This window comes from Mycobacterium spongiae, from assembly GCF_018278905.1.
Lineage (GTDB): Bacteria > Actinomycetota > Actinomycetes > Mycobacteriales > Mycobacteriaceae > Mycobacterium > Mycobacterium spongiae.
This window is the reverse complement of record NZ_CP046600.1, coordinates 2,290,086-2,303,404: the sequence shown is the minus strand read 5'-3', so window position 1 is coordinate 2,303,404 and position 13,319 is coordinate 2,290,086. Positions and strand designations below refer to the sequence as shown.

Here is a 13,319-nt window from a genome sequence, read left to right as displayed (position 1 = left end):
GGCTTCCTCAAGGTGTCGCGGGTTGGGTTCTTGCTTACCCTTTCTCGCCCTGTGGGCTTTCCTGCGCAACACAATGCGGCGGACGGCACGGTTGCCCGTTGACGCTCGCCAGACAGCCGCGCACCTGGTCAGGTCCACTCACCCGGACCGGCGGCCGGCCACAACGGAGTTCGTCGACCAAACCCGCGGCCAGGCGGGCGAAGCGTCGATCCGCATTGGGTGTGCGGGCACGGGCGAAAGCCATCCCCGCTGCCTCAGCTTGTGTTCGCAGCTCATAGTCGAGATCCCAGACCACCTCAATATGATCGGCGACAAATCCGATGGGACAGACGATCACAGCACGAGTGCTGGCACTGTTGCCCTCGCTCGCCAGCGTGGTGAGATGGTCGCCGACGTCAGGCTCGAGCCACGGGACTGCCGGTGGGCCCGATCGCGACTGCCAGGCGAGGTCATGGTCGGCGTATCCGGCGGCGGCCGCGACCAGCTGTGCGGCGTAAGCAACTTGGCGACTGTAGAGATGCGGACCACAGCCGCGGTCGGCGGCCACTGGGACGGAGTGTGCGGTGAAGACCAGTCGGGCATCGCCGCGTAGCTCGGCGGGTAGCGTTTGCCGGGCCGCTGCGATCGCGTCGACAAACATCTCCACAAAAAGTGGGTGGTCGAAGTAGGGCCGCAATTTGACCAGCTCGGGCGCGCCCGGCCCGGCGGCTTGCCGCGACCGTGCAATATCCTCGACATATTGGGTGCAACTGGAATAGCCGCTCCACGCCGACGTGGTGAACACTGCTGCGCGACGAACACCATTGTCCCGCATTGTCGTAACAGCGTCTTCGACGTAGGGCTCCCAGTTGCGGTTGCCGAAGTACACCGGCAGGTCCCCTGCGGCACGCAACTCGGTGATCAGTGCACGGTTGATCCCGTTGATGGGCGACACGCCACCGAAATGCAAGTAGTGCTCAGCAACCGCGTCGAGCCGTTCCGGCGGCACGCCGCGCCCCCGAGTGACGTTTTCCAGAAAAGGCCGCACTTGGTCAGGCCCTTCCGGCCCGCCGAAGGACAGGAGCAGGAGGGCGTCAAATTCCATTGCCGTCTAGAGCAATTGGGTGTGCGCGCCGCCGTCGGCGTAGATGATGTCGCCGGTGGTCGCCGGTAACCAATCGGACAGCAGCGCACACACCGTCTTCGCGACCGGTGTCGGGTCCTTCATGTTCCAGCCGACTGGAGCCCGCTGATCCCAACCTTCCTCGAGCAGCTGTATCTGGGCTCCAGCCTCGTCGCCGAGCGCGCCACCGACGATCGCGCTCATCGCCAACGTCCGGATCGGCCCGGCGGCAACCAGATTCGAGCGCACACCGTACTTGCCGGCCTCGCGTGCAACGAACCGGTTGACCGACTCCAGCGCGCTCTTGGCGACCGTCATCCAGTTGTAGGCAGGCATCGCGCGGCTGGGGTCGAAGTCCATCCCGACGATGCAACCGCCCGGGTTCATGATTCCCAGCAGCGCCTTGGCCAGCGAGGCATACGAATACGCCGAGATGTGGATGCCCTTCGAGACGTCCTCGTAAGGCGCGTCGAAGAACGGATTGATGCCCATACCGGTCTGCGGCATGAACCCGATCGAGTGCACCACGCCGTCGAGCTTGTTGTCGGCGCCGATCGCTTCGGTCACTTTGTCGGCCAGTGTGGCCAGGTGCTCCTCGTTCTGAACGTCGAGTTCGAGGAGTGGCGCCTTCTCCGGTAGCCGGTCCACGATGCGCTGGATCAGCCGCATCCGGTCGAATCCGGTCAACACCAGCTGGGCGCCCTGCTCCTGGGCTACGCGGGCGATGTGAAACGCGATCGACGAGTCGGTGATGATCCCGCTGACCAGGATCCGTTTGCCGTCCAGCAGTCCTGTCATGTAAGCGTCCGTCCGTTCTTTTCTTGGGCCTAGTGGCCCATACCCATGCCGCCATCGACCGGGATGACCGCACCCGAGATGTAGCTTGCGTCCTCGGAGGCCAGAAAGCTCACCACCCCGGCAACCTCGGCGGCGGTGCCAACTCGCTTCGCCGGGATGAACTCTAGTGCCCCCTGCTGAATCCGCTCATCCAGCGCGCGGGTCATGTCGGTGTCGATGTAGCCGGGGGCCACCACGTTCGCCGTCACCCCAGCCTTGGACAGTTCCCGGGCGATCGAGCGGGCCATGCCGATTACACCGGCTTTGGAGGCGGCGTAGTTGGCCTGGTTGCCGATACCCCAGCTGCCAGAGACCGATCCGATGAAGATCATCCGGCCGAACCGCTTCTTGGTCATGTTGCGCGCTGCCCGCTGGGCTACCCGAAATGCCCCGGTCAAGTTGGCATCGATGACCTTCTCGAACTTCTCCTCGGTCATCCGCATGAGGAAGGCGTCCGCGGCCAGGCCGGCGTTGGACACGAGGACCTCGACCTGACCCTGGTGCTCTTCGACTTCTTTGAAGGCGCGGTCGACAGCGTCGCTGTCGGTGACGTCGCACTCGACGCCGAACAGGCCCTCCGCCACACCGGATCCCCGGTGCGTGACCGCGACCTTGTGGCCATCCGCGGCCAGCCGCTGCGCGATTGCCAGCCCGATGCCTCTGTTTCCACCGGTGACCAGCACTGAACGGGAGACGAATTGGGGTTTGCCAGCATCAGGAGCGGCTTCGGTTGTGGCGGAAGAAGAAGAGTCGGTGGCTGTGTCAGTCACCCCGCCAACCTATCGCCTCAGTCCGGCCGCACCGACATCTGCCCCCTCGCATGTCGCACACCCGGACTTCGCGGCCCTTCGCCGGTCCGGAAAGCGCAGAAAGCACAGACAGCGCGGAAAGCTAGGTCGGCAGCCGGCGATTGATCAGCAACGCCGCCACCGCGGCCAGCGCCAGCACCAACGCACCCAACCGCAGCCAGCCCATGCTGGCGTCACCTTTGATCGTCTCGTAGCCGATCTGCTGCTGCAGCGACGAGTAGACGTCCTTGAGCTCCTGCAGACTCGCGGCGTTGTAGGCGTTGCCACCGGAGAGCTGGGCGACCTTCTTGAGTGTCGCGTCGTCGACCGGCACCGGCTGGCGTTGATCGTTGATTTCGACGAAGCCGTACGGCGTGCCGAAGGAAATCGTCGAGATCGGCACGCCTTGGTCTTTGGCGGTGCGCGCGGCGGTGAAGGCGCCCTTGGGATTGTCCGGATTGGTCGGCATCGTCTCCTTGCCGTCGGAGAACAACACGATGCGTGCCGGCGGAGGCGTATCGCCGCCCCCGATTACCGCGCCAACGGTGGCAATCGCCTGCAAAGCGGTGAAAATGGCCTCCCCGGTAGCGGTACGGTCGGCGAACTGCAACTTGTCCAGCGCCCGTTTAGTCGCCTCCCGGTTGGTAGTCGGAGACACCAGGACCGTCGCGGTGCCCGCGTAAGCGATCAACCCGAGGTTGATTCCTGGGGTCAGCTCGTCGGCAAACTGCTTGGCGGCCTCCTGCGCGGCGACCATCCGGTTCGGTTCGACATCGGTGGCACGCATCGACTGCGACACGTCGATCACCAACATCACCACCGCACGATTGCGGGGAATCCGAACGTCCTGCGTTGGCCCGGCCATCGCGACGGTGAATAACAACAGCGCCACCACAAGCAGGATCGCCGGCAGGTGCCGCCATTGCGAGGGCCGCTTCGGAGCCACGCTCTCCAGCAACTCCATGTTCGCGAACCGCAGCATCCGCTTCTGGCGCGCCAACTGCAGCACCACATACAGCGCGACCAGCCCCGCGACGATGAAAAGGAAGAGAAAGAACCATGAGTGTTCAAAGCCCGACAGCGTCATCGGCCCGAGCAGCGGCAACGTCATAACAGACCCGTCATCGTGGTTGTGTGCGTCGGTATCACCGGCGCCCCGCCAGTGCTCCGCGCCGGCGCGACTCGACAAAACGGACGATATCGGCGATCCAGTCGCGGTCCGTCCGAAGCGTCAAGACCGGCGCCCCGCAACCGCGAACCGTGCGGGACACGTCGGCGCGGTGCGCCGCGGCCGCCCGGGCAAAGTCGTCCCGCAGCTGCGCATCGATGGTGAACTCGCGGGTAACCCCGGATTCGGCGTCCTGCAAAACGACGTCGCCGACATCGGGAAGCTCGACATCGCGGGGATCGAGGACTTCGATGGCCAGTACCTCATGGCGAGCCGCGATGGCCCGCAGCGGCCGCATCCAGTTGATCGGGCCCAGAAAGTCGCTGATGATCACCGCCATCCCGCGCCGGCGCTCCGGACGACGCAGCGCGTCGATGGCGACGGCCAGGTCCCCGCGCACACCTACCGGCGCTTTGGGCGTGGTCGCGATGGTGCGCAACAGCGTCTGCTCATGCTGGCGTCCGGAACGTGCCGGCACCCGCACCATCGTCGCGCCGTTGGCGATCAGCGCGCCGAGCCGGTTGCCGCCACCACTGTTGAGGAACGTGATCGCCGCCGCAGCCGCCACGGCCAGGTCGCGCTTCTCGCACACGGCGGTGCCAAAATCCAAGCTGGCTGACATGTCAACGACCAGCCAGGTCTCCAATTCGCGGTCGGCGATCATCTGCCGAACGTGCGGATGGGTGGTGCGCGCGGTGACGGCCCAATCCATCCGGCGGACGTCGTCACCGGGCTGATACAGCCGCGACTCCCCCGGCTCGGAACCGGGCCCAGGAATCAGGCCAAGATGATCGCCGTGCAGCACACCGTCGAGCTTGCGTTTGACCGTGAGCTCCAGGGTGCGCAGCGCCGCCGTCAGCTTGGGATCGTCGATCTGCCCACGCCGCATCGACGGCGGATGTATGGCCGCGGGCCGCGCCGCGGCGGAATTTGTTTCGGTCACCGACCGCTGGCCGCGCCCGCAGCCTGCATCACCGGAGGCACCGAATGGCCTTGCTGCGGAACGGCATTCACCTGTGGCAGCGCGACCGTCTGCATGACCCGGTTGATGACGATCTCCGGCGAGATTTCGTCGGCGAGCGCATCGTAGGTCAACACCAATCGGTGGCGCAGCACATCCGGGATGACCTCGACGACGTCCTGCGGAATGACGTAGTCACGGCCGCGCACCAGGGCAAGCGAGCGGGCCGCAGCAATGATCCCCAGCGATGCACGCGGTGATGCTCCGAAGGAGATCCAGGTCTTGACGTCGTTCATGCCAAGCTGCTCTGGGTGACGCGTAGCGGTGACGACGCGGACGACGTAGTCCACCAGCGCATGGTGAACGAAGTTGTTGGCGGCGATGTCCTGGAGCCGTACCAGGTCGCCGGTGGCCAAGACCTGTTTGGGTTGGGGCGGGGTGATGCCCATCCGGTAGATGATCTCGCGCTCCTCCTCCGGGGAGGGGTAGCCGACGTTGATCTTGAAGAGGAAGCGGTCTCGCTGTGCCTCCGGCAGGGGGTAGACGCCCTCATGCTCGATCGGGTTCTGCGTCGCCATCACCAGGAAGGGGTTGGGCAGGGGGAATGTCTTGCCGCCGATGGAGACGTGCCGTTCCTGCATCACCTCGAGCAGCGCTGACTGAACCTTCGCGGGGGCTCGGTTGATCTCGTCCGCGAGCAAGAAGTTTGCCACCACCGGGCCGAGCTCGGTGTCGAACTCCTCCCTACCCTGCCGGTAGATGCGGGTGCCGATGATGTCAGTGGGCACCAGGTCGGGCGTGAACTGGATACGGGCAAACGTCCCGCCCACCACGCGCGCGAACGTCTCCACCGCCAGCGTCTTGGCCACACCGGGGACCCCTTCGAGCAGCACGTGGCCCTTGGAGAGCAGGCCGACGAGCATCCGCTCCACGAGCTGGTCCTGGCCGACGATGATCCGCTTGACCTCGAAGATGGCCCGTTCCAGGGTGTGCACCTCGGCGGCCAGTCCATCGGCACCGGGAGGCGCTTCGTGGGCCGACGGTGCGGCATGCGCACCCGGCCCCTGGTAACCGCTGCCGCCCGCGGGCGACCCACCTGCTGATGTCATCAAAAACCCTCCACAGATCAATCGGACACGACTGCCGTCACGACACAATGTCGCGGGGCAGCGACGTGCCCGGGTTCAACTATTCCAGGCCTCCTGGATTCCGTCGACGTCGCGGTTCCCGCCCGGCAACCCGAACGTTCCGCGCGGGCCGCACGGGTCCGCTGTCGCGGCACTCCGGCCAATGACGCCTAGCCGGGCATGCTCAGTACTCGATGATCCTAGTCAAGAACGGCGTCATGCCGGCCTTACGCACCGGGCTGATCGTGACTTTGCCCGCGAGGCTGGACGCCTCCAGCATCTTGCCGTTGCCCAAATACATGGTGACGTGCTGGCTACCGCCAGGACCATAAAAGATGAGGTCGCCGCGTCTGGCTTGGTCGTGGGGTATGTGCCGTCCGGCGGTGTACTGGTCACCGGAGTATCGGGGGATCAGCACGCCCACCCCAGCGAACGCGTACCGCATCAGGCCCGAACAGTCGAAGCCCACCGTGCCGGCTCCCGAGTCAACGCCGTTGCTGGGGCCCTTCAGCGAGCCGCCACCCCACGAGTACGGCACTCCCATCTGCGACCCAGCGCGCCGGATCACATACTCGACGGCCTGGCGTGCGTTGGCCCGCGGAATCCGCTCCGCCCCGGTGCTGGCGCCACTGGGGCTCGGAGCGGGCCCGAAGATGTTGATTCCGAGCCCACCCAGGAACTGCCGCCCCAAGTCCAGGGTGGTTTGGGTGGCCTGGGCGGTGGCCTGCAGCGAAGCGTTGGCCATGGCGAGCGGATCGCCGGGAGCGCCGGCACTGATGATGGCGGGCAATGTGGGATCCCATTGGCCCGGTGCCGCATCGGCCGGAGCCGCAATGCCGACCGTCAGCCCGGCCACCATCGCGGTGATCCAGGCTAGCTTGGCTAGGAGAAATCGGTTGTGGCGCATAGGACCTCGTTAGTATTCGATGTATCGCACCACGTGCGGGGTCATGCCGCTGGTGCGCACTGGCGCAACGCGCACCTTCAATCCGACATCTGGGGCTTCGAGCATCTTGCCGTTGCCGAGGTAGATCGTCACGTGTTGGCTGCCGCCCGGGCCGTAGAAGATGACGTCGCCGCGGCGCATCTACGAGGACGGGATCTTTCGACCCAAGTTGTACTGCGAACCGGAGTAATGCGGAAGCTTGATGCCCACCCCGGCAAACGAGTAGAGAACCAGGCCCGAACAGTCGAAGCCAACCGTGCCCGCCCCGGAGTCGATTCCCTTGCTCGGGCCCGCGGCATTACCGCCACCCCAGGAATACGGCACCCCCATCTGAGACATCCCGCGGCGAATCACGTACTCGGAGGCCTGGCGGCCGTAAACCCGGGGAATCCGACCGCCGGTCGAGCCAGCCGCGGCGTTGGTGATCCCGGTGTCAGTGGGCTTGAGGATGCCCAGCTGCTCCAGGAACTTGCGGCCCATGCTGGCAGTGACCTGCGCCGACGTGGCCGAGATCCCCAACACGTGGTTCACCACCGCGATCGGATCGCCGAGAACGTTGGCGCTGGGAATCATCGGCAGTGTTGGGTCCCACCCGTCCCACTGTCGCCCTCCAACCCGCCCGCGTGGCGTGGGCGAAGCGGGGTCCCACTGGTCGCCCGACGTCGGTGCCGGCCGGTGGGCGGCGGCGAGTCGGGCGGCATGCAGCCTGGCTTCGGCTTCGTCGCGCTCAGCGGTCAGCCGGGTGACCAATTCTCGCTGTTCGTCGAACCTGCGCCAGGTCTGCGTGAGCGCCATCACCGCCGCATCCTGGCTGGCCGTCGCGTCGGCAGCGGCCCTGTCCGCGTCTTGTTTGGCGAGCCGCGCGGCCGATTCCTTGTTCACCTGCTCGGTTCGCGCGCGCTGCAGAGTGGTCATCACCTTGTGCGAGCTGGCCACCAGGGCCTGAGCCGCGGCCGCAGCGGCGATGACGTCGTCCGGGTTGCTAGCCGTCAGGTATCCGCTCGACGGACCGTTCATGTACCTAGCCGCGGCAAAAGTATTGAAGCGGCCCTGGGCGGCGTCGATGGCCGCATTCGCGTCCTTGACCGCCTGCTGGCTGACGTCGAGATCGTGCTTGGCCACCGCGGCGGCGTCGCGGGCGCTCTCGACGTCAACCATCGCCTTGTTGACGCTTTCCTTCTCCCTTTGGACCGCGCCTGCCAAATCACCCAATCGCTGATTGGCCTTGGCAACCTCTGCGATCAGGGCGGCGATGTTGTCCGTCTCAGGATCGGCAGGCGCCAGTCCCGGTGTACAAACCAGGAGCGCCACGCTCAAGACCGGCGGAATGGCCGGCCGCACATACTTTGCGGCTAGGCGCGAAGCAGAGCCGCGGCGGGTCCGTCTCATTCGACTTCGGTCTCCTATGGCTCAACTCTGACGGACGGCCACAGTTTTCACTGAGATTGCCAGCCGCATGACAAGCATCACAAGCATCATTTGCACCGTACGTCACAAGCGACGCCGACGAAATCTAAGTCACGAACTGCACCCCGGACGTGCATTGACTGTGACCGAACAGTGACCTATGGCGTTTGCCATAGACGATCCACGGGCTCGATTAACGTCGCCCGACTAGCGGTGGTTCACCTGGCTAGACACCCTCGTTGGGATCCACGACCGAAGTTTCGATCGCGCCAGCTGATGTTGCTGAACGCCTGCTGCGCAGCTGCATGAATCGGGTGCCAACGGCCGCCGCGAGTACGCCGATAAGGAGCACGATCGTCAATACACTCCAGGGAAACTCCGGAGTTTCGAGCTCGTGCACAAAGTTGTGCGCCGATACCACCGGATTGCCGGTCTTGGCATGGTCCTCCCCCGCCTCCAGGGTGACGCGGGGATAGTGCGTGCTGTAGCTGCCGACGTAGCTGGGGCTCAGCGCCAACACCGTGGCATCGGGATAGTCGGCTCCCACAACGGTCGCGATGTCACGCATTGGCGTGTCAGTGGGTGGGTTGTGATCGAGAAGAACGATCTTGAGGTCGATCCCCTCGTCACGGGCGTGGTCGACCACGTCGAGCAGCCCGGGCAGGTCCGGAGCTGGCGCGCTGACGCCGACCGCGGCGATCTGGGCCTTGACCGCTTGCATGTCGACGTCTTGCGGAATGTAGGTCGGCAAGACCGGCATCGTCTGCGGAAACGGCAGTGCAACGAACGACCCGAAGGAATCTTGCCTGGTCATCGTGTCCCCTCTGCCGCAGTACTACAGGCACGGTACGCGACCCTCACCCAGGGCGACGCGCGTGGCACCGATTCAGCAGCGACCCCACGAACCCGCACCTGCCACTGCCGCCCAATGCAGGACAAGCGTACTGTTAAGGTGGCTTGAGTCGTTTGGAAGTCGGTTGGAAGCCTTGTGAAGGTCGTTTTACCCACCGTCGACACAGCCCGTCGGCGGCAGAACTTAATCCTCGGGAGTTGATGTGACTAGCAAAGATTCGGTGAACTCGTTCGGAGCCCGCGACGCCTTGACAGTCGGGGAAAACAGTTACCAGATCTACCGGCTCGACGCCGTCCCCAATACCAACAAGCTCCCGTACAGCCTCAAGGTTCTCGCCGAGAACCTCTTACGCAACGAGGACGGCAGCAACATCACCAAGAGCCACATCGAGGCCATCGCCAATTGGGACCCCAACGCGGAACCCAGTATCGAGATTCAGTACACGCCCGCCCGGGTCGTGATGCAGGACTTCACCGGCGTGCCCTGCATCGTCGACCTGGCCACCATGCGCGAAGCTATCGCGGACCTCGGCGGCAATCCCGAGAAGGTCAACCCGCTGGCACCGGCCGACCTCGTGATCGACCACTCAGTGATCGCCGACCTGTTCGGCCGGGCCGATGCATTCGAGCGCAACGTCGAGATCGAGTACCAGCGCAACGGTGAGCGCTACCAGTTCCTGCGCTGGGGGCAGGGTGCATTCCGCGACTTCAAGGTGGTGCCACCGGGCACTGGCATCGTGCACCAGGTCAACATCGAGTACCTGGCTAGCGTCGTCATGGCACGCGAAGAATCTGGAATAACAACTGCATATCCCGACACGTGCGTGGGCACTGACTCGCACACCACGATGGTCAACGGGCTCGGGGTCCTCGGCTGGGGCGTGGGCGGCATTGAAGCCGAAGCCGCGATGCTCGGCCAGCCGGTGTCGATGCTGATCCCGCGGGTCGTCGGTTTCAAGCTCACCGGCGAGATTCAGCCAGGAGTTACCGCCACCGACGTCGTGCTGACCGTCACCGAGATGTTGCGCAAACATGGCGTTGTCGGCAAGTTCGTCGAGTTCTACGGCGAGGGCGTGGCCGAGGTACCGTTGGCCAATCGCGCCACCCTGGGCAACATGAGTCCCGAATTTGGTTCCACCGCAGCGATTTTCCCCATCGACGAAGAAACCATCAACTACTTGCGGTTCACCGGTCGCAAGCCCGACCAACTGGCGCTGGTCGAGGCTTACGCCAAGGAACAGGGCATGTGGCACGACCCCAAGCACGAGCCGGCTTTCTCGGAATACCTTGAGCTCAACTTGTCCGACGTGGTGCCGTCAATCGCCGGGCCCAAGCGTCCACAAGATCGAATCATGCTGTCCGAAGCCAAATCTGTGTTCCGAGAGCAGATCACACACTACGTTGGCGACAGCTCGTCGCCCCACGATCCGCACTCGAAGCTGGATGAGGTCGTCGAAGAAACCTTCCCGGCCAGCGACCCAGGTCAATTGACGTTCGCCGACGACGATGTCGCCGGCGTGCACTCGGCCGCCGCCCATGCCGATGGCCGGGTGAGCCACCCGGTTCGGGTGAAGTCCGAAGAATTCGGCGAATTCGTTCTTGACCATGGCGCGGTCGTGATAGCGGCGATCACCTCATGCACCAACACCTCCAACCCCGAGGTGATGTTGGGTGCGGCCCTGCTCGCCCGCAACGCCGTCGAGAAAGGGCTGGCGTCCAAGCCTTGGGTGAAGACCACGATGGCGCCGGGTTCACAGGTGGTCAACGACTACTACGACCGCGCGGGCTTGTGGGCGTATCTGGAGAAGCTTGGCTTTTATCTGGTCGGCTACGGCTGCACCACGTGCATCGGCAACTCGGGTCCGCTGCCGGAGGAGATCTCGAAAGCCGTCAACGACAATGACCTTTCGGTTACCGCTGTACTGTCCGGGAACCGGAATTTCGAGGGACGCATCAACCCCGACGTGAAGATGAACTACCTCGCGTCACCACCGCTGGTGATCGCCTACGCACTGGCCGGGACCATGGACTTCGACTTCGAGAACCAGCCCCTTGGCCAGGATGGTGAAGGCAAAGACGTTTTCTTACGCGATATTTGGCCTTCGCAGCGCGACGTGTCGGACACCATCGCGTCGTCGATCAACCAGGAGATGTTCACCAAGAACTACGCCGACGTATTCAAGGGCGACGAACGCTGGCGCAACCTACCGACTCCGAGTGGCAACACTTTTGAGTGGGACCAGAAATCGACCTATGTCCGCAAGCCGCCGTACTTCGAGGGCATGGCAGCCAAGCCCGAACCCGTCGGCAACATCAGCGGCGCCCGGGTGCTGGCACTACTCGGGGACTCGGTCACCACTGACCACATCTCCCCCGCCGGAGCCATCAAGCCAGGCACCCCGGCGGCGCAGTACCTCGATAGGCACGGCGTCGACCGCAAGGACTACAACTCTTTTGGATCGCGACGCGGCAACCACGAGGTGATGATCCGGGGCACGTTCGCCAACATCCGGCTTCGGAACCTGCTTCTTGATGACGTGTCCGGCGGATACACCCGTGACTTCACTCAGCCGGGCGCTCCGCAGGCGTTCATCTACGACGCGGCGCAGAATTATGCGGCACAGAACATTCCGCTGGTGGTGTTGGGCGGTAAAGAGTACGGGTCCGGGTCTTCTCGAGACTGGGCGGCCAAGGGGACCCTGCTGCTGGGTGTGCGCGCGGTCATCGCGGAGTCGTTCGAGCGCATCCACCGCTCCAACTTGATCGGCATGGGCGTCATCCCACTGCAATTCCCCGAAGGCCAATCCGCTTCGTCGCTGGGCCTCGACGGCACGGAGGTGTTCGAGATCTCCGGGATCGACGCCCTGAACGACGGGAAGACGCCCAAGACGGTGCATGTCACGGCCACCAAGGACGCTGGCGGCGGGGCTGGAAACACAGTGGCGTTCGACGCCGTCGTACGCATCGACACCCCCGGGGAAGCCGACTACTACCGCAACGGCGGCATCCTGCAGTACGTGCTGCGCAACATGCTGAAGTCGGGCTGACCGCGCACCGTGCCCAAGGTCAGCGAGGACCATCTGGCGGCTCGCCGTCGTCAGATCCTCGACGGCGCTCGCCGGTGTTTTGCCGAGTTCGGCTACGACAAAGCCACCGTCCGGCGTCTGGAACAGGCGATCGGAATGTCACGCGGAGCGATCTTTCATCACTTCCGGGACAAAGACGCGCTGTTTTTCGCGCTCGCGCGCGAGGACGCCGAACGGATGGCCGACGTCGCAGCCCGCGAGGGCCTGATCCAGGTGATGCGTGACATGCTGGCACGGCCCGACCAATTCGACTGGCTGGCAACCAAACTGGAGATCGCACGAAAGCTGCGCACCGATCCGGTGTTCAGCCGCGGATGGGCAGAGCGATCCGCGGACCTGGTAGCGGTCACGACCGACCGGCTGCGCCGACAAAAGGAGGCCAAGCGGATCCGTGACGACGTCCCCAGTGACGTGCTGCAGTGCTACCTGGACCTGGTCCTGGACGGATTGGTGGCCCGCCTAGCATCCGGCGAAGATCCGCAGCGGCTGGCCGCGGTCCTCGACCTCGTGGAAAACTCGGTGCGCCGCAGCTAGGTTGCCCGTCATGGCAGCGCTACTGCGGTGATGCGGTCAATCGTGCCTGCAATTCGGTGACGCGCGCAGCAATGTCGTCGCGGATCAGGCGCATCCTTTCGAGGCCTTCGATTCCTCGCAGCGACGGCTCGTCGGTGTCCCAGACCTCGATTGGTGTTTCGCCGATGGGGTCGACGTGCGCCGAAGTGCCCACAACGACGACGAGATCGGCCGCCGCGATGAGGCCGTCGGTCAGTTGAGTGGCCTCATGGGTGCTGATGTCGACACCCAATTCGGCCAGCGCGTCCACGGATTGGGGGTTCACACCGGTCTTGGCACGAGTGCCCGCGGAGGTGGCGGTGATTCGGTCGCCGGCGGCGTGGCGCATAAGACCCTCGGCCATCACAGATTTCCCGTTGTTGCTGACGCAGACGAATAGCACCGCCGGGGCCGCGTCGGTCACCGGCATCGTCGTCCGGGAGGCTCCGGAATTTCCTCGGGACATCAGGGTAACCCGTGCCGCTATCGCCGA

11 protein-coding genes and 1 pseudogene are annotated in these 13,319 nt (G+C 64.6%); 2 read left to right on the top strand and 10 right to left on the bottom strand.

Going from position 1 to position 13,319, the window contains the following annotated elements; translation table 11 throughout:
* Nucleotides 1-34: 34 nt before the first annotated feature.
* The 9 genes and pseudogenes from F6B93_RS09515 to F6B93_RS09475 form a co-directional block, all read right to left on the bottom strand.
* Nucleotides 35-1,084, bottom strand: coding sequence for a ferrochelatase (locus tag F6B93_RS09515; RefSeq protein WP_211698877.1), 1,050 nt, complete (start codon nucleotides 1,082-1,084; stop codon nucleotides 35-37).
* A gap of 6 nt (nucleotides 1,085-1,090) precedes the next feature.
* Nucleotides 1,091-1,900, bottom strand: a complete 810-nt coding sequence (inhA, locus tag F6B93_RS09510; RefSeq protein ID WP_211698876.1) for an NADH-dependent enoyl-ACP reductase InhA — start codon at nucleotides 1,898-1,900, stop codon at nucleotides 1,091-1,093.
* Between the two features lie 29 nt (nucleotides 1,901-1,929).
* Nucleotides 1,930-2,622 carry a 3-oxoacyl-ACP reductase FabG gene (gene fabG / locus F6B93_RS09505; protein WP_211699375.1) on the bottom strand — a complete coding sequence of 231 codons (693 nt, stop codon included), beginning with the start codon at nucleotides 2,620-2,622 and terminating at the stop codon, nucleotides 1,930-1,932.
* Between the two features lie 208 nt (nucleotides 2,623-2,830).
* Nucleotides 2,831-3,838: a VWA domain-containing protein gene (locus F6B93_RS09500; protein WP_211698875.1), complete on the bottom strand. Its 1,008-nt coding sequence runs from the start codon at nucleotides 3,836-3,838 to the stop codon at nucleotides 2,831-2,833.
* A gap of 34 nt (nucleotides 3,839-3,872) precedes the next feature.
* On the bottom strand, nucleotides 3,873-4,784 hold the full coding sequence (locus F6B93_RS09495; RefSeq protein WP_425518537.1) for a DUF58 domain-containing protein: 912 nt from the start codon (nucleotides 4,782-4,784) through the stop codon (nucleotides 3,873-3,875).
* 50 nt (nucleotides 4,785-4,834) lie between these two features.
* The gene (gene moxR1, locus F6B93_RS09490; protein ID WP_211698873.1) at nucleotides 4,835-5,965 is read right to left on the bottom strand and encodes a chaperone MoxR1; all 1,131 of its coding nucleotides are present in this window, start codon (nucleotides 5,963-5,965) and stop codon (nucleotides 4,835-4,837) included.
* Between the two features lie 202 nt (nucleotides 5,966-6,167).
* Complete coding sequence (gene ripB / locus F6B93_RS09485) at nucleotides 6,168-6,890, bottom strand: NlpC/P60 family peptidoglycan endopeptidase RipB (protein WP_211698872.1); 723 nt, start codon at nucleotides 6,888-6,890, stop codon at nucleotides 6,168-6,170.
* Between the two features lie 9 nt (nucleotides 6,891-6,899).
* Nucleotides 6,900-8,318, bottom strand: a pseudogene (gene ripA, locus F6B93_RS09480) (NlpC/P60 family peptidoglycan endopeptidase RipA).
* Between the two features lie 244 nt (nucleotides 8,319-8,562).
* Nucleotides 8,563-9,150, bottom strand: coding sequence for an Rv1476 family membrane protein (locus F6B93_RS09475; RefSeq protein WP_211698871.1), 588 nt, complete (start codon nucleotides 9,148-9,150; stop codon nucleotides 8,563-8,565).
* A 241-nt stretch (nucleotides 9,151-9,391) separates the two neighbouring features.
* On the opposite strand from F6B93_RS09475, the gene acnA reads away from it, so the two are divergent.
* Complete coding sequence (acnA, locus tag F6B93_RS09470; protein WP_211698870.1) at nucleotides 9,392-12,235, top strand: aconitate hydratase AcnA; 2,844 nt, start codon at nucleotides 9,392-9,394, stop codon at nucleotides 12,233-12,235.
* A 9-nt stretch (nucleotides 12,236-12,244) separates the two neighbouring features.
* Complete coding sequence (locus F6B93_RS09465; RefSeq protein ID WP_211698869.1) at nucleotides 12,245-12,808, top strand: TetR/AcrR family transcriptional regulator; 564 nt, start codon at nucleotides 12,245-12,247, stop codon at nucleotides 12,806-12,808.
* A 19-nt stretch (nucleotides 12,809-12,827) separates the two neighbouring features.
* Here F6B93_RS09465 and F6B93_RS09460 read toward each other — a convergent pair whose 3' ends face one another.
* On the bottom strand, nucleotides 12,828-13,292 hold the full coding sequence (locus F6B93_RS09460) for an arsenate-mycothiol transferase ArsC (protein ID WP_246541048.1): 465 nt from the start codon (nucleotides 13,290-13,292) through the stop codon (nucleotides 12,828-12,830).
* Nucleotides 13,293-13,319: the final 27 nt, after the last annotated feature.